Annotated in this window: 20 protein-coding genes; 10 read left to right on the top strand and 10 right to left on the bottom strand. The window is 72.3% G+C overall.

Annotation, left to right across the window (positions count from 1 at the left end):
• Nucleotides 1–33: 33 nt before the first annotated feature.
• Nucleotides 34–456 (top strand): MarR family winged helix-turn-helix transcriptional regulator, encoded by a 423-nt coding sequence (locus ACWEGE_RS09755; RefSeq protein ID WP_449660031.1) that lies wholly within the window; start codon nucleotides 34–36, stop codon nucleotides 454–456.
• Between the two features lie 3 nt (nucleotides 457–459).
• On the opposite strand, the gene ACWEGE_RS09750 is transcribed toward ACWEGE_RS09755, so the two are convergent.
• The gene (locus tag ACWEGE_RS09750; RefSeq protein ID WP_449660030.1) at nucleotides 460–1,191 is read right to left on the bottom strand and encodes a class I SAM-dependent methyltransferase; all 732 of its coding nucleotides are present in this window, start codon (nucleotides 1,189–1,191) and stop codon (nucleotides 460–462) included.
• A complete protein-coding gene (locus ACWEGE_RS09745; RefSeq protein WP_449660029.1) occupies nucleotides 1,188–2,108 on the bottom strand; it encodes a proteasome assembly chaperone family protein in 921 nt (306 codons plus the stop codon). Before ACWEGE_RS09745 ends, ACWEGE_RS09750 begins: the two co-directional genes overlap by 4 nt.
• A gap of 172 nt (nucleotides 2,109–2,280) precedes the next feature.
• Here ACWEGE_RS09745 and ACWEGE_RS09740 point away from each other — a divergent pair, with 172 nt between their 5' ends.
• From ACWEGE_RS09740 to ACWEGE_RS09710, 7 genes are all read left to right on the top strand, one after another.
• Complete coding sequence (locus tag ACWEGE_RS09740; RefSeq protein WP_449660028.1) at nucleotides 2,281–2,790, top strand: PH domain-containing protein; 510 nt, start codon at nucleotides 2,281–2,283, stop codon at nucleotides 2,788–2,790.
• 113 nt (nucleotides 2,791–2,903) lie between these two features.
• A complete protein-coding gene (locus ACWEGE_RS09735; protein ID WP_449660270.1) occupies nucleotides 2,904–4,382 on the top strand; it encodes a PH domain-containing protein in 1,479 nt (492 codons plus the stop codon).
• 75 nt (nucleotides 4,383–4,457) lie between these two features.
• Entirely contained in the window at nucleotides 4,458–5,153 is a 696-nt protein-coding gene (locus ACWEGE_RS09730) for a family 16 glycoside hydrolase (RefSeq protein WP_449660027.1), read from the top strand.
• A gap of 121 nt (nucleotides 5,154–5,274) precedes the next feature.
• Nucleotides 5,275–6,060: an IclR family transcriptional regulator gene (locus ACWEGE_RS09725; RefSeq protein WP_449660026.1), complete on the top strand. Its 786-nt coding sequence runs from the start codon at nucleotides 5,275–5,277 to the stop codon at nucleotides 6,058–6,060.
• Nucleotides 6,050–6,595: a GNAT family N-acetyltransferase gene (locus ACWEGE_RS09720; protein WP_449660269.1), complete on the top strand. Its 546-nt coding sequence runs from the start codon at nucleotides 6,050–6,052 to the stop codon at nucleotides 6,593–6,595. The genes ACWEGE_RS09725 and ACWEGE_RS09720 overlap by 11 nt, the downstream gene beginning before the upstream one ends.
• Nucleotides 6,596–6,728: 133 nt before the next feature.
• Nucleotides 6,729–6,926 (top strand): hypothetical protein, encoded by a 198-nt coding sequence (locus ACWEGE_RS09715; RefSeq protein WP_004561810.1) that lies wholly within the window; start codon nucleotides 6,729–6,731, stop codon nucleotides 6,924–6,926.
• Nucleotides 6,926–7,342 carry a VOC family protein gene (locus ACWEGE_RS09710; RefSeq protein ID WP_449660268.1) on the top strand — a complete coding sequence of 139 codons (417 nt, stop codon included), beginning with the start codon at nucleotides 6,926–6,928 and terminating at the stop codon, nucleotides 7,340–7,342. The genes ACWEGE_RS09715 and ACWEGE_RS09710 overlap by 1 nt, the downstream gene beginning before the upstream one ends.
• A gap of 226 nt (nucleotides 7,343–7,568) precedes the next feature.
• Here ACWEGE_RS09710 and ACWEGE_RS09705 read toward each other — a convergent pair whose 3' ends face one another.
• The gene (locus ACWEGE_RS09705; protein ID WP_449660025.1) at nucleotides 7,569–8,837 is read right to left on the bottom strand and encodes an aminotransferase family protein; all 1,269 of its coding nucleotides are present in this window, start codon (nucleotides 8,835–8,837) and stop codon (nucleotides 7,569–7,571) included.
• Nucleotides 8,838–8,870: 33 nt separating this feature from the next.
• Nucleotides 8,871–10,052, bottom strand: coding sequence for a CaiB/BaiF CoA transferase family protein (locus ACWEGE_RS09700; RefSeq protein ID WP_449660024.1), 1,182 nt, complete (start codon nucleotides 10,050–10,052; stop codon nucleotides 8,871–8,873).
• A 161-nt stretch (nucleotides 10,053–10,213) separates the two neighbouring features.
• Between ACWEGE_RS09700 and ACWEGE_RS09695 the strand changes: the two genes are divergently transcribed.
• Entirely contained in the window at nucleotides 10,214–12,133 is a 1,920-nt protein-coding gene (locus tag ACWEGE_RS09695) for an NPCBM/NEW2 domain-containing protein (protein ID WP_449660023.1), read from the top strand.
• On the opposite strand, the gene ACWEGE_RS09690 is transcribed toward ACWEGE_RS09695, so the two are convergent.
• Nucleotides 12,123–13,109, bottom strand: coding sequence for a DUF5937 family protein (locus ACWEGE_RS09690; protein ID WP_449660022.1), 987 nt, complete (start codon nucleotides 13,107–13,109; stop codon nucleotides 12,123–12,125). The two genes, ACWEGE_RS09695 and ACWEGE_RS09690, sit on opposite strands and share 11 nt — an antisense overlap.
• 85 nt (nucleotides 13,110–13,194) lie before the next feature.
• Here ACWEGE_RS09690 and ACWEGE_RS09685 point away from each other — a divergent pair, with 85 nt between their 5' ends.
• A complete protein-coding gene (locus ACWEGE_RS09685; RefSeq protein WP_449660021.1) occupies nucleotides 13,195–13,425 on the top strand; it encodes a hypothetical protein in 231 nt (76 codons plus the stop codon).
• On the opposite strand, the gene ACWEGE_RS09680 is transcribed toward ACWEGE_RS09685, so the two are convergent.
• Genes ACWEGE_RS09680 through ACWEGE_RS09660 form a run of 5 tightly spaced genes read right to left on the bottom strand, consistent with a single transcriptional unit; the run spans nucleotide 13,370 to nucleotide 20,192 of the window.
• The gene (locus ACWEGE_RS09680) at nucleotides 13,370–14,092 is read right to left on the bottom strand and encodes a GntR family transcriptional regulator (protein ID WP_449660020.1); all 723 of its coding nucleotides are present in this window, start codon (nucleotides 14,090–14,092) and stop codon (nucleotides 13,370–13,372) included. The genes ACWEGE_RS09685 and ACWEGE_RS09680 overlap by 56 nt on opposite strands.
• A gap of 4 nt (nucleotides 14,093–14,096) precedes the next feature.
• On the bottom strand, nucleotides 14,097–14,882 hold the full coding sequence (locus ACWEGE_RS09675) for an SDR family NAD(P)-dependent oxidoreductase (protein WP_449660019.1): 786 nt from the start codon (nucleotides 14,880–14,882) through the stop codon (nucleotides 14,097–14,099).
• 2 nt (nucleotides 14,883–14,884) lie between these two features.
• Nucleotides 14,885–16,585, bottom strand: a complete 1,701-nt coding sequence (locus ACWEGE_RS09670) for a hydantoinase B/oxoprolinase family protein (protein ID WP_449660018.1) — start codon at nucleotides 16,583–16,585, stop codon at nucleotides 14,885–14,887.
• The gene (locus ACWEGE_RS09665; RefSeq protein WP_449660017.1) at nucleotides 16,582–18,600 is read right to left on the bottom strand and encodes a hydantoinase/oxoprolinase family protein; all 2,019 of its coding nucleotides are present in this window, start codon (nucleotides 18,598–18,600) and stop codon (nucleotides 16,582–16,584) included. The genes ACWEGE_RS09670 and ACWEGE_RS09665 overlap by 4 nt, the downstream gene beginning before the upstream one ends.
• Nucleotides 18,597–20,192 carry a thiamine pyrophosphate-binding protein gene (locus tag ACWEGE_RS09660; RefSeq protein ID WP_449660267.1) on the bottom strand — a complete coding sequence of 532 codons (1,596 nt, stop codon included), beginning with the start codon at nucleotides 20,190–20,192 and terminating at the stop codon, nucleotides 18,597–18,599. The genes ACWEGE_RS09665 and ACWEGE_RS09660 overlap by 4 nt, the downstream gene beginning before the upstream one ends.
• Between the last annotated feature and the right edge of the window lie 51 nt (nucleotides 20,193–20,243).

Here is a 20,243-nt window from a genome sequence, read left to right as displayed (position 1 = left end):
GCGCGGTCTCGCCGCGGCTGTCAAGATCGGGGCGTGCCCGAACCCGATCAGCGGCTGTTCTTCCTCCTCCAGCAGGCCGCCCACCGGTTGCGCGTGGCAGCCGACCGCCGCTGCCTCGCCGCGGCCGGCATCACCACGGCCCAGCTCGGCGTGCTCTTCGCCGTCCGCGAAGGGGGCTTGACGCAGCGGGAGCTGGCCGAGCAGCTCGGCCAGCGCGAATCGGCGGTGACCGCCATGGTGGCCCGGCTCGTCGAGGCGGCCCTGGTCGCCAAGGATCCGCACCCCAATGAACACCGGGCCGTGGTCTTGCACCTGACAGCGGCCGGCGAGCAAGCGCTGGCTCGCGTCGGCCCGGTGATCGAAGAGTTCAACGCCCGGCTGCGCGCGGTACTGGGCGCCGACGGGTTCCGGGAGACCGCCGAAGCCGTCGGGAAGCTCGCGCGCGGCGAGTGGTGAAACCTAGGCCACGATGAGCCGGAACCCCGCATCCCACTCCGGCAGATCCAGCAGCTCCGCGTGCGCCTCCCGCCACCGCCCCGAAGCCAGATCCGCACGCAGCCGCGCGATCCCCCGCGAAACCGCCGCCGGGGACGTCTGGGCCAGCGCCGAACACGACCGCCGGACCGCCGGGTCGAGGTAGGCCTCCGGGCGGCGCCAGTACGCCGGGAACACCCCGTCCGTGAAATCCCACGGCACCGGCAGCGGCAGCACCGAAGAAGCGCCGAGATACTCCGCGATCTCCGGCGCCGAAGGGCGTGACCGCTCCAGCTCGGCCACTTCCGGCACGTACTCCCGCACGAACCAGAAGTCGTTGTGCAGGGCCGTGTCGTACGCCAGGACGACCTGGCGGGACGCCACCCGGCGCAGCTCGGCGAGGCCGGCGCGCCAGCCGGGCCAGTGGTGCACCGTCAGCACCGCCAGTGCGGCGTCGAACGTGCCCGAGGCGAACGGCAGGGCCTCCGCGACCGCCCGCACGACCGGCGCGGCCCCGGGTGCCCGCTGCCGGATCATCTCCGCCGACGGCTCGACCGCGACGACCTGCCGCCCCGGCGGCTCGTAGGAGCCCGTCCCGGAGCCGACGTCCAGCACCGAAGCCGCGGAACCCAGTGCGGACAGCACCGGCGCGAGCCAGCGCGGGTCGGTCCGCCTGCCCAGCGCGTAGCCGACGCCGATCTCGTCGTAGCGCGTCACCCGCGCTCGGGTCCGTCGCCGCCGTTCTGCTCCGCCAGGAACCGCTCGAACTGGTTGCCGAGCTCCTCCGCCGTCGGCATGTGCTCGACCGACTCCGCCAGGAGGCTGCCGCGGTCGGACGCCTCGACGAACGTGTCGTACTGCCGCTCCAGGGCGCGGACGACGTCGGCGATCTCGTCGGACTCCGCGACCTGGCGGTTGATCTCGGCGTCGGCCAGGTCGGCGGCCGCGCGCAGTTCGCCCTCGGGCAGGCTCAGCCCGCTCGCCCGGCTCAGCGCGTCGAGCACGATCAGCGAGGCCGCCGGGTACGTCGACTGGGCGAGGTAGTGCGGCACGTGCGCCGCGAAGCCCATGGCGTCGTGGCCCCACTCGCCGAGCCGGTACTCCAGCAGCGCGGCGAGGCTGCCCGGCACCTGCAGCCGGTTCGGCAGCGGCTGGTTGTCGCCGACCAGGTCCTTGCGGGTGGCGTGCGCGGTGACGCCGAGCGGGCGGGTGTGCGGTGCCCCCATCGGGATGCCGTGGAAGCCGGCCGTCAGCCGGACGCCCCACCGCTCGACCAGGTTCCGGACCGCCGCGCAGAACCGCTCCCAGTCGTGGTCCGGCTCCGGGCCGGACAGCATCAGGAACGGCGTGCCGTCGGTGTCGTGCAGCAGGTGCACCACCAGCTCGGGCGCGTCGTAGTCCTCCCAGTGGTCGACCGCGTAGGTCATCGTCGGCCGCCGCGAGCGGTAGTCGATGAGCCGGTCGACGTCGAAGCGGGCGACCACGCGGTGCTCGCCGCCGAGCAGGTGCTCGGCCAGCAGGCGACCCGCCGAGCCGGCGTCCATGAACCCTTCGAAGTGGTGCAGCAGCACCGCACCGGTCAGGTCGGGGACGTCCGAGTCCACCTCGTACAGGTCGTCGGGATCGAGTCCCACCGGATCCTCCTGCTCTCCATACAGCTATCCGTCAAGCACAACACACCCCGAGTGGGATTCCATTCCGCCGACGGTGTCGCCGATCGTAACGCCCCGCGTTCGAGGCCGGTTCGGATCACCATCGTGACAAGTGTCGTGGGCACGCAAGGCCCTGATCGGGCACGCTTGAGCCGTGAGCGAACACACCACGAACACGGCGCTGCAGCTGCGGCCCCCGGCGCACCGGGTCAGCCGCCGGGCCATCGGCTACTGGGCGGTGACCGCCTCGTTCCTGTGGATCATCCTGATCGGCGTGCAAACGGTCATCGTGGTGACCAGCGACGACGCGCCGTCGTTCCTGACCGTGACGCTGGTGCTCTCCTGCGTGCTCGGCCCGCTGCACCTGATCGTGATGCCCCAGTGGCGCTACCGGGTGCACCGCTGGGAGGTCACCGACGAGGCCGTCTACACGCAGTCCGGCTGGCTGAAGCAGGAGTGGCGGATCGCCCCGGTCTCGCGGATCCAGACCGTCGACATCGAGCGCGACCCGTTCGAGCAGCTGTTCAAGCTGGCGAAGATCACCGTGACGACGGCGTCCGCGGCCGGTCCGCTGCGGATCTCGGGCCTGGCGCACGATCGCGCGCTCGCGCTGGCCGACGAGCTCACGAAGACGACCCAAGCCGTGCGCGGGGACGCGACGTGAGCCCCGCCGACGCACTCTTTCCCGCGGAGGCGGCCGAAAGCACAGCCGAGACGGTCGTGACCGCGCCCGCCGAGGGCACGCAGGACGCGCCGTGGCACCACCTCGACCGGCGCATGCTGCTCATCCGGCCGGTGCTGGACCTGGTGAAGTCGCTGCCGGTGCTGGCGGGCGCGCTGCTGTTCGGCCACGGCGAACCGTGGCAGTGGATCGGCCTGGTGTTCACCGCGATCGCCGTGTTCACCGGCGTCTCGCACGTGCTGACCTCGCGCTACCGGATCACCGAGTCGCAGGTCGAGTGGCGCACCGGGCTGCTGCAGCGCAAGCACCGGGCCGTCCCGCGCGACCGGATCCGCACGGTCGACGTCACCTCCGAGCCGAAGCACCGGCTGTTCTCGCTGGCCGCGGCGCGGATCGGCACCGGACGGCACTCGCACGGGAAGGGGCCGGGCAAGGACGAGCTCGTCCTCGACGCCGTCACCATCGCCGAGGCCCAGCGGCTGCGGACGCTCCTGTTGCACCGCAAGGCCGAAGCCGTCTCCGACATCGACGCTGCCGGCGCTGCCGCCGCCGCGCCGCCGGAGCAGCTGATCGCCGCGGTCGACAAGCGGTGGCTGCGGTACGCGCCCTTCACGCTGTCGGGGCTGGCCGTGGTCGGCGCGGCGATCGGTACCGTCTACCACTTCGCGCACGAACTGCACTTCGACCCGATCCAGTTTTCGCTGGTCCAGGCGGTCGTCGGGCACTTCGCCGACACCCCGGTGTGGCTGAGCCTGGTGCTCGCCGCCGCCGGGCTGCTGGTGCTCGTCTCGCTGCTGTCGGTCGGCGGGTACGTGCTGTCGTTCTGGAACTTCCGGCTCACCCGCGAGCCCGCCGGCACGCTGCACGTCCGGCGCGGGCTGATCACCACGCGGTCGGTGTCGATCGAGGAGGATCGCCTGCGGGGCGCCGAAATCCGCGAGCCGCTGCCGCTGCGGCTGGCCGGCGGCGCCCGCTGCGTCGCGATCGCCGCCGGCCTGCGGGAGGGCAAGAGCGCGGACAAGGGCGGCGGCCTGCTGCTGCCGCCGGCGCCGCTGGCTCGCGCCCACGAAGTCGTCGCCGAAGTGCTGGGCGAGGACCCGGTCGCGACGCCGCTGGTGCGCCACCCCCGCCGGGCGCTGTACCGGCGGCTCTCCCGGGCCGTCCTCGGCGTGCTGCTGCTCGCCGCGGCGCTCTACGGCCTGGCGTGGCTCGGCGCGCTGCCGGACTGGCCGTGGCAGGTCGCGCTCGTGCTGGTGCCGTTCGCCGCGCTGGTCGGCTGGGACCGCTACCGCGGCCTCGGCCACGCGCTCACCGGCCGGTACCTGGTGACGCGGTCGGGCTCGCTGGACCGCGGCACGGCGGCGGTCCGCTGCGACGGGATGACCGGGATCGTCCTGGAGCGTTCGTTCTTCCAGCGCCGGGCCGGGCTGGTCACGCTGATCGCGCCGGTCGCCGCGGGCAAGGGCAAGTACCACGTGCTCGACGTCGGCGAGGCCGACGGGCTGACCCTCGCCGACCGCGCCCTGCCGGGTCTGCTGACGCCGTTCCTCACCGGTGACCGGGACCGCGGTTGACGCCCCACCCGCGCCGCTCCTAACGTGAAATCCGCCGTCCGAACCCTCGATTCGCACTCACGAGAGGACGGCAGGATGTTCCGGAAGCTCTTCGGTGTGCTGGCCACGGCGATCTTCGTGGCCTCGGCGGCGGCGCCGGTCGCGGCCGCCGCGGAAAACCCTTACGGCGACCCGAATCTGGTCTCGATGTTCGACGGCACGGACCTCGGCACGTGGACGTCGTCGAAAGCGGGTCTCTGGTCGGCGAAAAACGGCGTCATCCACGGCAATGGCACCGCGCGCGGCTGGTTGTACTACAACAAACAGCAGGTCGGCACGTTTCGGTGGATATTCAATGTCCGGCAGGTCAAGGGCAACCACAAACCGACCGTGCTGATCTGGGGCACCACCGACCCGATCCGCGACGCGCTGAGCGCCATCCAGTTCCAGCCGCCGAACGGCGGGCACTGGGACTACCGGCCGGGCCACAACGACGGCGGCGGGAAACTGTTCAAGCAGCTGCCGCACACCACGATCGACATCAAGAAGTGGGCCCAGTGCGAGCTGATCGGCGACGCCGCCACCGGCGTCGCGCGGATGGCCTGCTGCCCGCTCACCGGCTCGGCGATCACCTGCAAGGGCGTCGAAGTGCTGCAGTTCACCGACAAGACCGCCGGGCGCGTCGGGCCGCTGGCGCTGCAGGTGCACAACTCCGGGATCCAGGACGAGTACCGCGGGCTCTACGTCGAGTCACCCGTGGTGACGAAACCGGGCGAGTTCCTCACGATGTGAGCCGATTCCGACGGCGGTGCTCCTTTTCCGGGACTTTGCTGGCCTTCCTTTCACACTACGTGCTAATTTATTCACCCCGTGTGATAGCGAAGGTAGTTTTTGTCTCACCGAGAGGGTCACGATGACGCCTGCCGTCAGCACCGCCGACGGTTCCGCCACCACTTCGCCGCGACGCACCCCGGGTGCCAGCAGTTCCCGCAAGGTCCTCCAGCTGCTGCTGGCCTTTTCGGAGCGCCGGTGGGAGGCGAGCGTCGCCGAGCTGGCCGCGACGATCGGCACCCCGGTGGCGACGACCTACCGGTACGTGGCCCTCCTCAAGGAGCTGCAGCTACTCGAGGAGGGCCGGGCCGGGCACTACCACCTGACCAGCCAGGTGATGCCGCTGGCGCGGGCCGCGCAGCTGGCCAACGACATGGTCCGGCTGGCGCGGCCGTCGATGGAGGAAGCCGCGCGGGAGCTCGGCGAGACGGTGATGCTGTTCCAGCGGTTCGGCGACTCCGCGGTGTGCGCGGACCGCGTCGAGTGCGACCGCGCCATGCGGTTCACGTTCGAGCCGGGGCATTCGCTGCCGCTCGGCGTCGGCGCTTCCGGCAAGATGCTGCTCGCGCTGCTGCCGGAGATCGAACGCGACCGGCGCTGGGCGTCGATCGTCGAACGCCGCGGCCCCGCGGTGCGCGACGAGCTGAAGTGGGCGCTGGAGAACCGGTACGCGGTCAGCTCCGGCGAGCTCGACGAAGGCGTCTGGGCGTGTTCGGTGCCGGTGCAGACGATCGGCAGGCGGCCCACGGTGCTGAGCCTGGCCGGCCCGGCCGCCCGGATCACCGAAGAGGCCCGGCAGAGGGCGATCAGCTCGCTGCAGGAGTACGCGATCCGCATCCAGCGGGCGATCTCGTCTTATTCGCTGTGAGTTTCCCGCCCGGGCGCGTAGAACCGGCCGGGTGATCCGGCTCGCGCGCCCCGAGGACCTGCCCGCGCTCATCGACGTCGAAGTCGAGGCCGGCGCCCTGTTCCGCGAGGTCGGCATGGCCGCGATCGCCGACGACGACCCGGGATCGGTGGCAAAGCTGGCGGAGTACCAGTCGGCAGGCCGCGCGTGGGTGGGCGTCGACGACGGCGACCGGCCGGTGGCCTACCTGGTCGCGGACGTCGTCGACGGGCACGCGCACATCGAGCAGGTGTCGGTCCGGCCGTCGCACGCGCGGCGGGGAATCGGGCGCGCGCTGATCGAGACGCTCGCCGAGTGGGCCCGGTCCCGGGGGATGACGGCGCTGACGTTGACGACGTTCGAAAACGTGCCGTGGAACGCGCCGTACTACGAACGGCTGCGGTTCCGCGTCATCCCGGACGCGGAAATCGGCGACGGCCTGCGCTCGATCCGCCGTTCGGAGATCGCCCGCGGCCTGGATGCCTGGCCGCGGGTCGCCCTGATCCGACCACTCTGACCTGCGGTTTCTTTCTTCGCTCCCCTAGTTGGGGGAGAGACTGGCGCGGTCGGTCGAACATGTGTTCTACTGTGCCCTGCCGGTCCCGGAGGGGGAAGCTCCGCGGGCCGGCCCACATACTCGGGAGGTAGTCGTGGCGGTCAAGATCACCCACCTGACGAACGGGCAGCAGGTCCGGTTCGCCAACGCCGACGGAGCCCGCCGGTACGCCGAAATCATGGGCGGCGGCGTGGACAAGTGGCGCTTCACCGTGGTCCCCGAGGACCCGATGCTCCGGAAAATGTCGGACTCGGTCGTTAATGTGCCGGTATGGCGCATGACTTCCAGGTAGTGGTGGATTCGGCCGACCCGCACGTGCTCGCCGACTGGTGGGCCGAGACGCTCGGCTGGTCCGTGGAGCCGACGGACGAGGACTTCGTCCGCGAGATGATCGCGAAGGGGTACGCGACGGAGTCGGAAACCCGGACCTACCGAGGATCGCTGGTGTGGAAGGCGGGAGCGGGGATCCGGCATCCGGACTCGCCACCGGAGGGCCCGCCGCGGCGGATTCTTTTCCAGGAGGTTCCGGAGGCCAAGACGGTGAAGAACCGGGTCCACCTGGATGTGTGGGTGGGCGCGGACAACGTCGAGGCGACGCTGGAGAAGCTGAAGGCGCGGGGTGCGGAGTTCCTGTGGCGGGGACGGCAGGGGCCGCACAGCTGGGTGACGATGGCTGATCCGGAGGGGAACGAGTTTTGTATTTCGTGAGGTGAGGGGGGCCGGGGGCCGGGGGCCGGGGGCCGGGGGCCGGGGGCCGGGGGCCGGGATGAGGTTAGGTCGGTTGGCGGGGCCGGGGGCTTGGCCGGCGGCCGGACCGGGGCTCAGACCAGTGGGCCGAAGCCGAAATCAGGCTGGGGCGGCGGCGGACTGGGGGTGCCGTCGGCTTGGCGGGGGCTCTTTCCTGCCGTCGGAGGGCAGGAAAGAGCCCCCTCTCTCACACCTGCGCCGCCAAGCGGTCCAAGGCCTTCGGCAGGGCCGCCGCCAGCAAGTCGAACTCCGGCTCCGCCGCCACCAGTGGTGGCGATACCGCCACTCCCCTGCCCAGGTTGCGCACGATCACGCCCTCGTCGCGGCATGCCTTCTGCAGCTTCACCGGGGCTCCCGGGTCGGCGTCGAGGACCTCCGCGCTCAGCTCCACCGCCGCCAGGAAACCCAGGCCGGCCCGGACCTCGGCGACCAGGGCGTGTCCCGCTGCCCCCGATACCGCCTCCGCCAGGGGCTTCTCCAGCTCGCGTCCTCGGGGGATCAAGCCCTCGCGCTCGTAGATGTCCAGCGTCGCCAAGCCCGCCGCGCACGCCACCGGGTGGCCCGCGTACGTCGGGCCGTGGCGGAAGATCGGGGCCCCCGGCTTGCCCGTGAAGAACGGTGCAGCCACCTCCGGCGCCACCACCAGCGCTCCCAGCGGGATCGTCCCGCCCGTGATGCCCTTCGCCGTCGTGATCATGTCCGGGCGCACCGGCCAGCGGTCTACCCCGAACCACGTGCCCAGCCTGCCCCAGGCCGCGATCACGCAGTCCGCCACGAACAGCACCTCGTGCCGGCGGCAGATCGCCGCCACCTCCTCGACGTACCCCTCCGGCGGCAGCAGGACGCCGCCCGCGCCGATCACCGGCTCGCAGAAGAACGCCGCCACCCGTGACGCACCCACGCGCGCGATCTCCGCCTCCAGCGCCGACGCGTCGTCGTACGCGACGTGGGAAAACGAAGGTGGCTGCGGGCCCACTCCCGCCGCGTTCGCCGGGATGCCGCCCACCGCCGTGCCGAAACCGTGGGTTCCGTGGTAGCCCTGCGCCCGGCCGATCACGTGGACCTTCTCCGGCCGTCCGGTCTGCGCGAAGTACGCCCGGGCCAGCTTCACCGCCGTGTCGACGACGTCGCCGCCGCCCGAGCCGAAGAACACCTTCGACCCCGGCTCCGGCGCCAAGGCCGCGACCCGGTCCGCCAGCTCGATCGCCGGGCGGTTCGCGTTGTAGCCGAACAGGTTCCACGAGTCGAGCGCCCCCAGCTGGCGGGAGACCGCTTCGGTGATCTCGGGACGGCCGTGGCCGAAGTTCGCGTACCAGAGCGACGCCGTCGCGTCGAAGTACCGGCGGCCCGCCTCGTCCCAGACGTACGAGCCCTCGCCTCGGGTGATGACCATCCGGTCGCCGTCGACCGCGCCCATGTCGGCGAACGGGTGCCACAGGGCGTGCTGTGCTGCCATCGGTCCTCCTCAGTCCTGCCCCCATCCCTACCATCAGTCCAGGAACTCCGCGATCTCCTCGGCCGAGTACCCCAGCTCGGCCAGCACCTCCGCGGTGTGCTGCCCCAGGGTCGGCGGAGCGGACGTCGGCCGGGTCGGGGTGTCCGACGCCTTCACCGGGAAGCCCGTGCCCACGTACGTCCCCACCGTCGGGTGCGGCAGCCGCACCACCTGCTCGCGCGCCTCGGCCCACGGGTCCGCGTAGACGTCGTCGATCTCGTTGATCGGGGCCGCCGGGATGCCCGCCGCGTCGAACGCCTTCATCCACTCCGCCGCCGTACGCGTCAGGAGCACCGGCTCCAAGAGCTCGTTCAACGACGAGCGGTGGGCCGAGCGAAGAGCGTTCGACGAGAACCGCGGGTCGGCGGCGATGTCGAGCCCGAGCACCCCGCAGAAGGCGTGCCACAGCTTCTCGCTCCCGACCGCGATGATCAGCCAGCCGTCGGCGACGTGGTAGCCCTGGTACGGGACGATGCTGGGGTGCGCCGAGCCCATCCGGCGCGGGCGTGGCGCGTCGTAGAACACCGCTCCCGCCGCGTACACGTGCCAGGCCAGCTGACTGTCCAAAAGCGACACGTCGAGGTACTGGCCGCGGCCGGTCGTGTGCCGGGCCTGCAGCGCCATCAGCACGCCGATGATCGCCCACGTCCCCGCGTTCAGGTCGGCCACCGGCAGCCCGACCTTCGCCGGCGCGCCGTCCGGCTCGCCGGTCAGCGACATCACGCCGCCCAGGGCCTGCGCCACCAGGTCGTAGCCCGCGCGGTCGCGGTACGGGCCGGTCTGCCCGAACCCGGTGATCGACACGTGGATCAGCCGCGGGTTCAGCGAAGACAGCGCGTCGTACCCGACGCCCCACTTCTCGAGCGTGCCCGGCCGGAAGTTCTCGACCAGCACGTCGGCGTCCGCGACCAGCCGCCGCAAGGCCTCCCGGCCGCGGTCGCTCTTGAGGTCGAGCACGATCCCGCGCTTGTTCCGGTTCGCCGCCAGGTAGTAGACGGCCTCGTCGCCGACGAACGGCGGCCCCCAGCCGCGGGTGTCGTCGCCGTGGCCCGGCGGCTCGACCTTCACCACCTCCGCGCCCATCTCGCCGAGGTACTGCGTGCAGTACGGCCCGGCGAGGATGCGGGAGAGGTCGACGACCTTGATCCCGTCCAGCGGGCGCACATCAGGGGGCATCGACGGCTCCTCGGGTGGCTCGGCGTCTGGTCCCCCTTTCTACCCCGGGCCTCCGGCGGGCCCGGGTAGCCGCCATCCGGAGGCGGGCATTTCTCCCCTCATGCCCGGTTCGTTCCCCGCGCCACCCTGGAGATCTTGTCCGCAGTCCCGGGGAGGGAACCATGCGACGGTTCGGGGTCCTGCTGCTCACGCTCCTCACCTCCGGCACGGCGATCGCCGCACCGGCGGCCGCCGACGAGCCGGTCGTCGCCGCGAAGCCGCCGATGGGCATCTCCTGGTCCCGCGGCTGGAACCAGTGCCCGCGGATCGACGACGCCAAGGTCCGCGCGGCGGTCGACACGCTGGTCACCAGCGGGCTGAAGGACGCGGGCTACACCTACGTCAACATCGCGGGGTGCTGGGCGGCCAAGACCCGCGCGGCGGACGGGAGGCTGCAGCCGGACCCGGCCAAGTACCCGGACCTGCCGGGGCTCATCGCCTACGTGCACGCCAACGGCCTGAAGTTCGGGCTGCACAGCGGCACCGGCGCGCTCGTCTGCGGCAGCGCGATGCCCGGCTCGCGCGACCACGAAGAACTGGACGCGCAAACGTTCGCGGACTGGGGTGTCGACTACCTCGAGTACGACACGTGCGGCGGCGAGAACGGCGTCGCGGCGGCCACCAAGAAGATGAGCGACGCGCTCAAGCGCACCGGGCGGCCGATCCTGCTCGCCATGATCGACACCTTCTCGGCGAACTACCGCCAGTGGGAGTGGGCGCCCGGTGCGGGGGCGCACACGTGGCAGCTCGCCGGCGACCTCCCGGACAACTTCGCGGCCGCGATGCCCGAGGTGGACAAGCAGCCCGCCCTCGCGGGGCTCACCGGCCCCGGCGGCTGGAGCGACCCCGGGTACCTCAACTTCAGCTTCCTCGACCTGCCCGTGCGGCGGGCCCAGTTCTCGCTGTGGGCGCTGCTGAACGCGCCGCTGATGCCGAACGAGTCGTTCCCGCTGGACACGATCGCCAACCGGGACGTGATCGCGGTCGACCAGGACTGGTCCGGCACCCCGGGCCGCAAGGTCCGCGACCTGAGCGACGGCGAGATCTGGGCGAAGCCGATGTCCGACGGCTCGGTCGCCGTGCTCCTGCTCAACCGCGGCTCGGTCGCCCGGACGATCCCGTTCGACCTCGCGGAATCCGGTGTCGCGGCGGCGGCCGCCTACCGGGTGCGCAACCTGTGGACCGGCGCCGAGCTGACCAGCACCGGCACGCTGCGCGCGTCCGTGCCCGCGCTGTCCGGGGTCTTCCTGCGCGCGTGGCCGGGGCAGCCCTCCCCCGCCGAGCCGCTGGTGACGCTGGGGGTGGAGCTGCCCGAAGGCTTCCTGGCCGGCCAGGCGGTCTCCGGCACCGTGACGCTGACCAACGACGGCGACACCCCGATCACCGACGCGCGGTACACGATCACCGTGCCGTCCGGGTGGGCGCTGGACGGGCCCGCGCAGGTCGACGTCCCGCGGGTCTCGCCGGGCAGCACGGTCACGCAGGAGGTCACGCTGCGGCCGACGGCGGCACCGGCCGCGAAGGTCCTGGTCGGGGCGAGCGGCGGCTACACGAGCGAGTTCGGCCCGCGCACCGCGGCGGGCTCGGCCGAGGCCCCGCTGGTGACCGCGCCCGGCCGCGGGACGACGTACCTGCACACGCGGCCGTGGCCGTATTCGGAGAACGGGCTCGGCCCGGTGGAGCGCGGCAGCGTGGCCAACGGGCGCGCGATGGCGGTCGGCGGCGTCGGTTACCAGCCGAACAGCGGGATCGGCGTGCACGCGCCTTCGGTGATCCGGCTGTACCTCGGCGGGGCGTGCAAGTCGTTCACGACCCAGTACGGCGTCGACGACGTGTCGGGCCCGGAGGCGACGGTGTCGTTCCGGGTGCTGGGCGACGGCCGGGAGCTGTTCGCGACCGGGATCGTCGAACGCGGGTGGCAGCCGCAGAAGCTGACGGTCCCGGTCACGGGCGTGCAGCAGCTGGCCATCGCGGTCGACGACGGCGGCGACGGTTCGGCGGACGAGTACGCGGACTGGATCGCGCCGAACGTCAGCTGCTGAGGGCTCCTTCGAGGAGGGCGACGGCCTGGGCGGTCCGCCGGTAGAGCACGTACCGGCCGTCCCGGACCTTGCTGACCAGGCCCGCCCGGTGCAGCGCGCTCAGGTGGTAGGAGACGGTGCCCGGGCTGTACCCGGTCCGGGCGGCGAGCTCCGCGGTCGACCGCGGCGGTTCGAGGTCGGCCAGCAGCGCCGCCCGGGCCGCGCCGACCACCGGCGCGATCCGGCCCGGCCGCCGGTCGGCGCCGGTGCCGACCCCGTGCGCCGGGTAGCTGAGGACGACCTGGCCGGGGACGTCGATCTGGATGCTGATGACGGGCCAGCTGAGCACGCCCGGGGCGAGGACCAGCTCCCGGCCGGAGACGTCGGCCTCGCCGTCGAACGGCTTCACGACGGTGATCGCGTCGCCGGCCCAGCCGATGGTGGGGTGCAGGCTGTCGAGCACCCCGCCGACGCCGTGGCGGGCGATGGCCTGCGCGCGGTGGGTGATGTCGCGGTCGAGCACCGCCTGCAGGCCCGCCCAGTCCTCGGCCAGCGCGTCCCGCCAGAACCGGGCGAGGCCGTTGGCCAGCCGCCGGGGCATCGACCCCGCCTCGACGCTGCGCCGGGCCGTCACCGGCACCGGTCTGGTCCAGTGGACCTGCGTGTGGGAGAGCACCTGGGTCTCGATCTCGTCCTGGGTGGTCGCCTCGATCCGGGCGATCTGCTCGTCGAGCAGGTCACGCGGCCGGGTGGCCGTGCCCGGCTGCGGGGTGAGCAGGTCCGGCGTGTAGACCTCGCCGGGGCGCGGCAGCAGGTCCAGGAGCAGGGCGACGTCCGGGTGGGCGAGCGCCCCGCGGGCGAGCGGGCCGGGATCGCCGAACACCGGGTGCCGTCCCGCGTCGGCGGCGAGCTTCAGCCAGGCGAGGGACTCCGCCGCCAGCGACGGGGAAAACCGTGTCCTGGCCACTGTCTCGGCGTCGACCCGCAGCTTGAACACCCACCGAAGGTAGCAGCGGAGACGCCGGATTTGAACCGGCTCGAATCCTTTCCGGTCGGCGGTTCCCGCGGGGTTGAGTGGGGTGGTGAGCTTCCGACGTGCGTCGACCACCGCCGCCGTGGCCGCCGTGCTGCTCGCCTCGGCACCGGCCGTCCCGGCGCGCGCCGACGGTCCGGCCGCCGGCTACCGCACGTGTTCCCTGGTCCGGACCATCGCCTGGACCAGCTGGGTCGCCGAGGCCGACGGGCGGTACCACCTCGTCACGATCCGCCGGCCGTACGGCTTCCGCGTGGCGCTCCCGGTGGCCGCGCACTGAGCTCGAGCAGCCGGGCTTCGGCGTCGCGCAGGTAGCGGTCCAGCGCGGACTCCGCGGCCTCGAACCGGCCGCGGCGCAGGTCGCGCAGGATCTGCTCGTGGCAGTCCAGGAACGGCTCGTAGAACTCCCGCGTGTTCTCGTTGAGCACGAAGAACAGCCGCGTCTCGGCGAGCACCTGCCGCATCGTCGCGGACAGGCGTTCGCTGCCGGCCAGGTCGGCGAGGGCCTGGTGGAAGTGGATGCTGGCGGTGCCGACCGACGGCCAGTCCTCGGCCCCGGCCGCTTCCCGGCCGTCCGCCAGCGCCTGCTCCACCGGCGAGAGATCCACAGTGGACAGTTCGGCCGCGCGGCGCAGGGCACCGCACTCGGTGGCGCGGCGGACGACGTAGAGGTCCTCGATGTCCTCCGTGGTCAGCTCGCGCACGAACACGCCGCGGTTCAGCTCGTGCACGGCCAGCCGTTCGTGGGCGAGCAGCTGGAACGATTCGCGCAGCGTGTTGCGCGAGACGCCGAGCGCCGAGCTGATCACCGGCTCGGACAGCCGTTCACCGGGGGCGAAGACGCCGTCGGTGATGTACTGGCGCAGGATCGCGGCGACCCGCTCGGCCGTGCCGCTGCGCTCGAGCAGGTGCCGCGCGCGCTCCAGCCCCGAGGCATCGACGGTCACGGCACTACCTGACGCCGAGGTCGAAATCGAGGCTGTACCGGTTGCCCGGCATCGCCCCCGCGGCCTTCGCGCCGTCGATCGGCAGCACGACGCCGTTGACGAACCGGGACTCGTCGCTCGCCAGGAACACCACGGCCTTCGCCACCTCCCAGGCCTCGCCGACGCGCGCCGCGGGCGTGCTCGCGACCAGCTGGTGCTGCTTGGTTTCGAACTCCTCCGGCGAGTTCAGGGTGCTGCGCAGCATGTCGGTGTCGATCGCGCCCGGGTTCACCGTGTTGGCCCGGATGCCCTGGTGCGCGTGCGCGACGGCGAGCGACTTCGTCAGCCCGACCAGCGCGTGCTTGGTGGCGTTGTACACCGGGTCGCCGGGGCGGCCCATCACGCCGCCGTTCGACGACGTCGTGATGATGCTGCCCGCCTTCTGCGCGATCATGTGCGGCAGCACGGCGCGGGTGCCCAGGAACGCAGCCCGCACGTTGAGCGCGAAGATGTGGTCGAACTCCGCCAGCGTGGTGTCCACGAGGGACTTCCCGAGGTGGATGCCGACGTTGTTGAACAGCACGTCGATGCGACCGGCGTCGGCGACGACGCCGTCGACGAACGCGGCCACGGCGGCCTCGTCGGTGGCGTCCACTATGGAGTGGCGGTAGCCGTCGAGCGCCTCCGCGGGCTCACGGATGTCGGCGGCGAAGACCGTCGCGCCTTCGGCGATGAACTCCTTGACCGTGGCGAGGCCGATGCCCCGCGCACCGCCGAAGACCACCGCAACCTTGCCGGCCAACCGACCCATGTTCACTGCCCTGCTCTCAGTCGTGCTGTCTGTTCTTCGTCCACCGCGTAGTCCCCGGGCAGCCGGACGAGCGCGTCCGGCTCCCCGAGGTACCGCACTTCGACGCCGTACACCTCGCGGGCCGCCGCCACCGAGACGTACCCCTCGACGACGTCGGCGAGCACCGCCGCCGCCGGCCGCTCGTGCGGCGGCCCGTACCCGCCGCCGCCCGGCAGCGTGACGTCCACAACGGACTCCGGCGTCAGCGCCACCCGGCTCTTCGCGGGCAGCTCCACCCCGCCGGACAGGCCGAAGCGACCGGGCGCGCCCGGCTTCCCGCCGTCCACCCCGGACGCCGCGGCCCGCACCCGGTCGACGTTCCCGTTGACGCTCCAGGAAGTCACGCCGAGTGCACCCATCGTGGTCACCTGTCCGAGTCCGCCGCGGAACCGGCCGGCGCCGCCGGAGTCCACGCGCAGTTCCCGCGCGTGCTGGACCAGCGGCGCCATCGTTTCGACGACCTCGGTCGGCGTCGAGCGCAGGCCGCTCGGGAAGCCGGTGGTGGACAGGCCGTCCTTGTCCGGTCGGGCGCCCATCCCGCCGGTCTGGAAGACGTTCAGCATGAACCCGGGCCCGCGCCAGATGGTCATCCACAGCGCGTCCGCGCTCGGCGCGATCGCGGTGGCGGGCAGCGCGCCGATCAGCAGCGACGGCAGGAAGTGCCCGATCAGGTGCCGGGAGGCGACCGGGGCGGGCGGCAGGCAGTTGAGCACCGAGCCCTCCGGCGCGGTGACGTGCACCGGCCGGAACGACCCGGCGTTGTGCGGCACCTCCGGCGAGATCGCCGCCTTGACCGCGAACGACGCGTACGCCCGCGTGTAGTTCAGGACGACGTTGATCCCACGGCGGCTCTGCGGCGAGGAACCCGCGAAGTCGAGGTGGATCTCGTCGCCGTCCACAGTGGCCGTGACGCGCAGGACGATCTCTTCGTCCTCGAAGCCGTCGGTGGCGATCTCGTTGGTGTAGGTGCCGTCGGGCAGCTCCCGCAGCGCGTCGCGCAACGCCCGTTCCGAGCGGTCCATGATCTCGGCGGCGACTTCGTCGAGGCTGTCCAGGCCCAGCTCGTCCAGCAGCCGCAGGAGGCTCGCCGCGCCGACTTCGTTGCCGGTGACCTGCGCGTACAGGTCGCCGATGGTCTCTTCCGGCGTCCGGACGTTCGCCCGGATCAGCCGCTCCAGGTCGGTGTTGACCTCGCCCGCGCGGAGGAACTTCAGGATCGGCAGGCGCACGCCCTCTTCGAAGACCTCGTGGGCCTCGGCGGACACCAGCCGCCCGCCGATGTCCGGCGCGTGGCAGCACGACGCGAACCACGCCACCAGCCGGCCGGCCCGGAACACCGGGGTCGCCACCGTGATGTCGTTGATCTGGCCCGCGGTCTGCCAGGGGTCGTTGGTGAGCAGGACGTCACCGGGTTCGAGGGTCTCCGGCGGGTAGGCCGCGACGAAGTGGTGCATGCCGGTCGCCATCGCGTTGATGTGCCCCGGCGTGCCACCGACGGACTGGCCGATCATCTCGCCGCGCGAGTCGAACACCGCGCAGGCCAGGTCGAGCGACTCGCGCACGACGGCGGAAAAGGCCGTGTTGACCAGCGCGTTCTGCTGCTCGGCGAGGATCGAGTGCAGGCGGTTGCCGAACAATCCGGCGACGATGGGGTCGACACTCACACCGTCACCTCCACGGCGCCGTCGGACCGGACGACGCAGTGCGCGCCGGGCGGGACGACCACAGTGGACTCGCGTTCTTCCACGATGGCCGGTCCGTCGACACGGTCGCCCGGTGTCAGCCGGTACCGATCGAACACGGCCGTGTCGACAAATCCATCAGTCGACGGAAACCAGGCCTGCCGGGTGCCTTTCCGCGCGTTACCCGTGGGCTGTGCGGGAAGCCGCAGCGCAACCTCGGGTTTCGGTCCGCTGGAGACGACCCGCCAGTTCAGCACCTCGACGCCGACCTCGGGCCCGGTGCGCCGGTAGAGGGTGCGGTAGGTACTGGTGAACTCGTCGACCAGGGTTTCCGGCCACGGCCCGTCGTGGACCGGGACGCGAATCTCGTAGCCCTGCCCCTGGTAGCGCATCTCGGCGACGCGGTGGTGCGTCACATCGTCCACTCCGGACTTGGCGAGCAGCGCCGTGCCCTCGGCTTCCATCTCGGCGAAGAGCGCGTCGACCTGCTCCCACGCCAGGTCGTGCACGGCCGCGCGCGCCGAGCGCACGAAGTCGAACGCCAGCGGCGCGGTGAGGAAACCGGCCGCGCTGAGCACCCCGGCGGCAGGCGGCGCGACGACCGACGGCGCTCCGAGCGCCCGCGCGACGCCGACGCCGTGCACCGGGCCCGCGCCCCCGAAGGTGTACATCGGGAGTTTCGCCGGGTCGTGCCCGCGCTCGACGGCGTGCACCCGGGCGGCGTTGGCCATGTCCTCGTTGACGCTCGTGTGGATGCCCCACGCGGCCTCTTCGACGCTCACCCCGAGCGGATCGGCGATCTTTTCGCGGAGCACCGCTCTCGCGGCCTCGGCGTCCAGGCGCAGGCCGCCACCGAGGAAGTAGCCCGGGTCGAGGTAGCCCAGCACGAGGTCGGCGTCGGTCACCGTCGGCTCGGTGCCGCCGCGGCCGTAGCAGACCGGGCCGGGCTCGGAGCCCGCCGAATCGGGACCGACGGTGAGCAGGCCCAGCGCGTCGATCCGGGCGATCGAGCCGCCGCCGACGCCGATCTCGATCATGTCGGTGACCGCCACCCGCACCGGCAGCCCGGAGCCGGGCAGCAGCCGGTACTTGCGGTCCACTTCGAACTCGTGCGTCACCAGCGGCGTGCCACCGGCGATCAGGCACAGTTTCGCCGTGGTGCCGCCCATGTCGAAGGCCAGCAGGCCGGGCGGCCCGATCGCCGCGGCCGCGAGCGCCCCGCCCGCCGGGCCGGACTCGAGGATCCGGATCGGGTGCCGCGCCGCTGTGTCCACTGTGGCCAGTCCGCCGTTGGACAGCATGATGTGCGGCGCGTGGGTGATGCCCAGCCGGCGCAGCCGGTGTTCGAGGTCGCGCAGGTACCGCTCGGTGAGGTCCTGGACGTAGACGTTGGCGACCGTGGTCGACGCCCGCTCGAACTCGCGGATCTCGGGGACGACCTCGGAAGACAGCGCGACCCGCAGACCGGGCGCGACTTCGGCGAGGATCCCGCCCGCACGCCGTTCGTGCGCGGGGTTGGTGAAGGAGTGCAGGAAGCAGACCGCGACGGCCTCGATCCCGCGGGCGGCCAGCTCCCGGCCGAGCCGCGCGACGTACGCCTCGTCGAGTCCGGTGTGGACGGACCCGTCGGCGAGGATCCGCTCCGGGACGTCGAACCGCAGGTGCCGGGGCACGAGCGGCGCGGGCAGCTCCAGGTGCAGGTCGTAGAGCTCGTACCGGTGCTCCCGGCGCATCTCCAGGACGTCCCGGAAGCCCGCGGTGGCCAGCAGCGCGGTCCGCGAGCCCTTGCGTTCGATCAGCGCGTTCGTGACCAGCGTCGTCCCGTGCACCACCTGCTCGACGACCGAGAGGTCCGGCAGCAGCGCGGCGAGGCCCTCCTCGACCGCACGAGCCGGCTCGTCGTGGGTGGTCAGGACCTTGCCGACGGCGACGATCCCGGTCGCGTCCACCGCGCAGAGGTCGGTGAACGTGCCGCCGATGTCGACGCCGATCCTCATGTCCGGTACCACCGCGGCGAGGTGTTCAGCGGCGGCTTGAGCTTCGCCTTCACGACCAGCACGTTCGGCTCGTCCGACTCGACGAACTCGCCGAGCAGCCGCCGGAACGCCCGCCCGAAGCCGGAGACGCGGTCGGCGTGCACCCCGAACGACCGGGCCAGGCCGACGAAGTCCGGGCTGTCCCAGTCGACGCCGCGGTGCGGCAGCCCTTCGCGGTCCTGGTCGTAGCGGAGCATGCCGTAGCCGCCGTCGTCGACCAGGACGACCGTGACCGGCAGTTGCTCCTGGGCGAGCGTGGCCAGGTCGCCGCAGCCGTAGAGGAAACCGCCGTCGCCGGTGATGCAGATGGCGCGCCCGGTGCCGGCCGCGGCCGCGCCGAGCGACGCCGGGAAGCCGTAGCCGAGGGTGCCCCAGCCCATCGGGTAGGCGAGCTTGCGCGGCGCCCGCACCCGGTGGAAGCCGCCGACCCAGTAGCCGGCCACGCACATGTCCGAGACCAGCACCGCGTCCGTCGGCAGCACCTCGTCCAAAGTGGACAGGAAGTCGTAGGCCTGCGGTTCCTCGTCGCGGATCCGCTGGCGCACGCGGCGGCCGATGCCGGCCAGCCGCAGCGTGATGTCGTCGAGCCCGTCCCGCTGCTTCGGCAGCAGCCGCTCGACGATCGAACGCGCGTCCCCGACCAGCGTCAGGTCCGGCTGGTAGTTCTTCGCGGCGTCGTCGGCGTCGACGTTGACCGCGATCAGCTTCGGCGGCTTCGGCATCCGCCAGTTCTGCGTCATCAGGCCGTCGAAGTCGGTGCCGATGGCCAGCACGACGTCGGCCTCGTCCCACAGCTCCCCGACCTCCGGCGTGTGCACCGGGTTCGGCGCCAGGCACGGGTGGTCGAGCGGCAGCAGCCCGCGGGCGGCGAACGTGGTGATCACCGGCGCGGCGAGCTTTTCGGCGAGCGCACCGATCGCGTCACCGGCGCCCGAGCGCAGCGCGCCGCCGCCGGCCCAGATCAGCGGGTGCCGCGCGTCGGACAGCATCGCCTCGGCGCGCGCGAGGTCGGGGACGTCGACGTCGGGCTTGCGGTGCGGCGCGGGCGGACGGCGGTGCGGCACCTGTTCGCGCAGGTAGTCGGTGGGCACGCCGAGGTAGACCGGGCCGCTCTGCGGCAGCTGCGCGAGCCGGGCGGCGCGGTGCACGGTGGTGCCGATCTGGTCGGGCGCCCGCACGGTGAAGCCGCCCTTGGTCACCGGCGCGAACATCGCCTGCTGGTCGGACGTCTCGTGCAGCACGCCGCGAACGACGCCGGGCCGCCGCAGCGTCGAGGGGATGTCGGTGGCGATCACCAGCACCGGGGCCGCGGACGCCATGGCCTCGCCGACCGCGCCGAGCGTGTTCGCCGCGCCCGGGCCGGTGGTGACCAGCGCGACGCCGAGCTTGCCGGTGGCGCGGGCGTAGCCGTCGGCGGCGTACCCGGCGGTCTGTTCGTGGCGGACGCCGACGAGCTTGATGCGGGTTTCACCGAGTGCCTCCCACAGTGGCAGGTTGTGCACCCCCGGAAGGCCGAAGACGATCTCCGTTCCCAGCGCTTCCAGCGCGTCCACCAGCTCCCGCGCACCACTCACAGCCACGGCTCGGATACTGCCAGATCGTTC

This window comes from Amycolatopsis sp. NPDC004747 (genome assembly GCF_053601335.1).
The sequence above is the reverse complement of the archived record's forward strand: the minus strand, read 5'-3'. Positions and strand labels throughout refer to the sequence as shown.

Coding starts and splice junctions, on each gene's coding strand:
- ACWEGE_RS09675 (WP_449660019.1), bottom strand. CDS start 14,882: ATGGGTCGGTTGGCCGGCAAGGTTGCGGTGGTCTTCGGCGGTGCGCGG.
- ACWEGE_RS09695 (WP_449660023.1), top strand. CDS start 10,214: ATGCGACGGTTCGGGGTCCTGCTGCTCACGCTCCTCACCTCCGGCACG.
- ACWEGE_RS09705 (WP_449660025.1), bottom strand. CDS start 8,837: ATGGCAGCACAGCACGCCCTGTGGCACCCGTTCGCCGACATGGGCGCG.
- ACWEGE_RS09725 (WP_449660026.1), top strand. CDS start 5,275: ATGACGCCTGCCGTCAGCACCGCCGACGGTTCCGCCACCACTTCGCCG.
- ACWEGE_RS09730 (WP_449660027.1), top strand. CDS start 4,458: ATGTTCCGGAAGCTCTTCGGTGTGCTGGCCACGGCGATCTTCGTGGCC.
- ACWEGE_RS09700 (WP_449660024.1), bottom strand. CDS start 10,052: ATGCCCCCTGATGTGCGCCCGCTGGACGGGATCAAGGTCGTCGACCTC.
- ACWEGE_RS09665 (WP_449660017.1), bottom strand. CDS start 18,600: ATGAGGATCGGCGTCGACATCGGCGGCACGTTCACCGACCTCTGCGCG.
- ACWEGE_RS09735 (WP_449660270.1), top strand. CDS start 2,904: ATGCTGCTCATCCGGCCGGTGCTGGACCTGGTGAAGTCGCTGCCGGTG.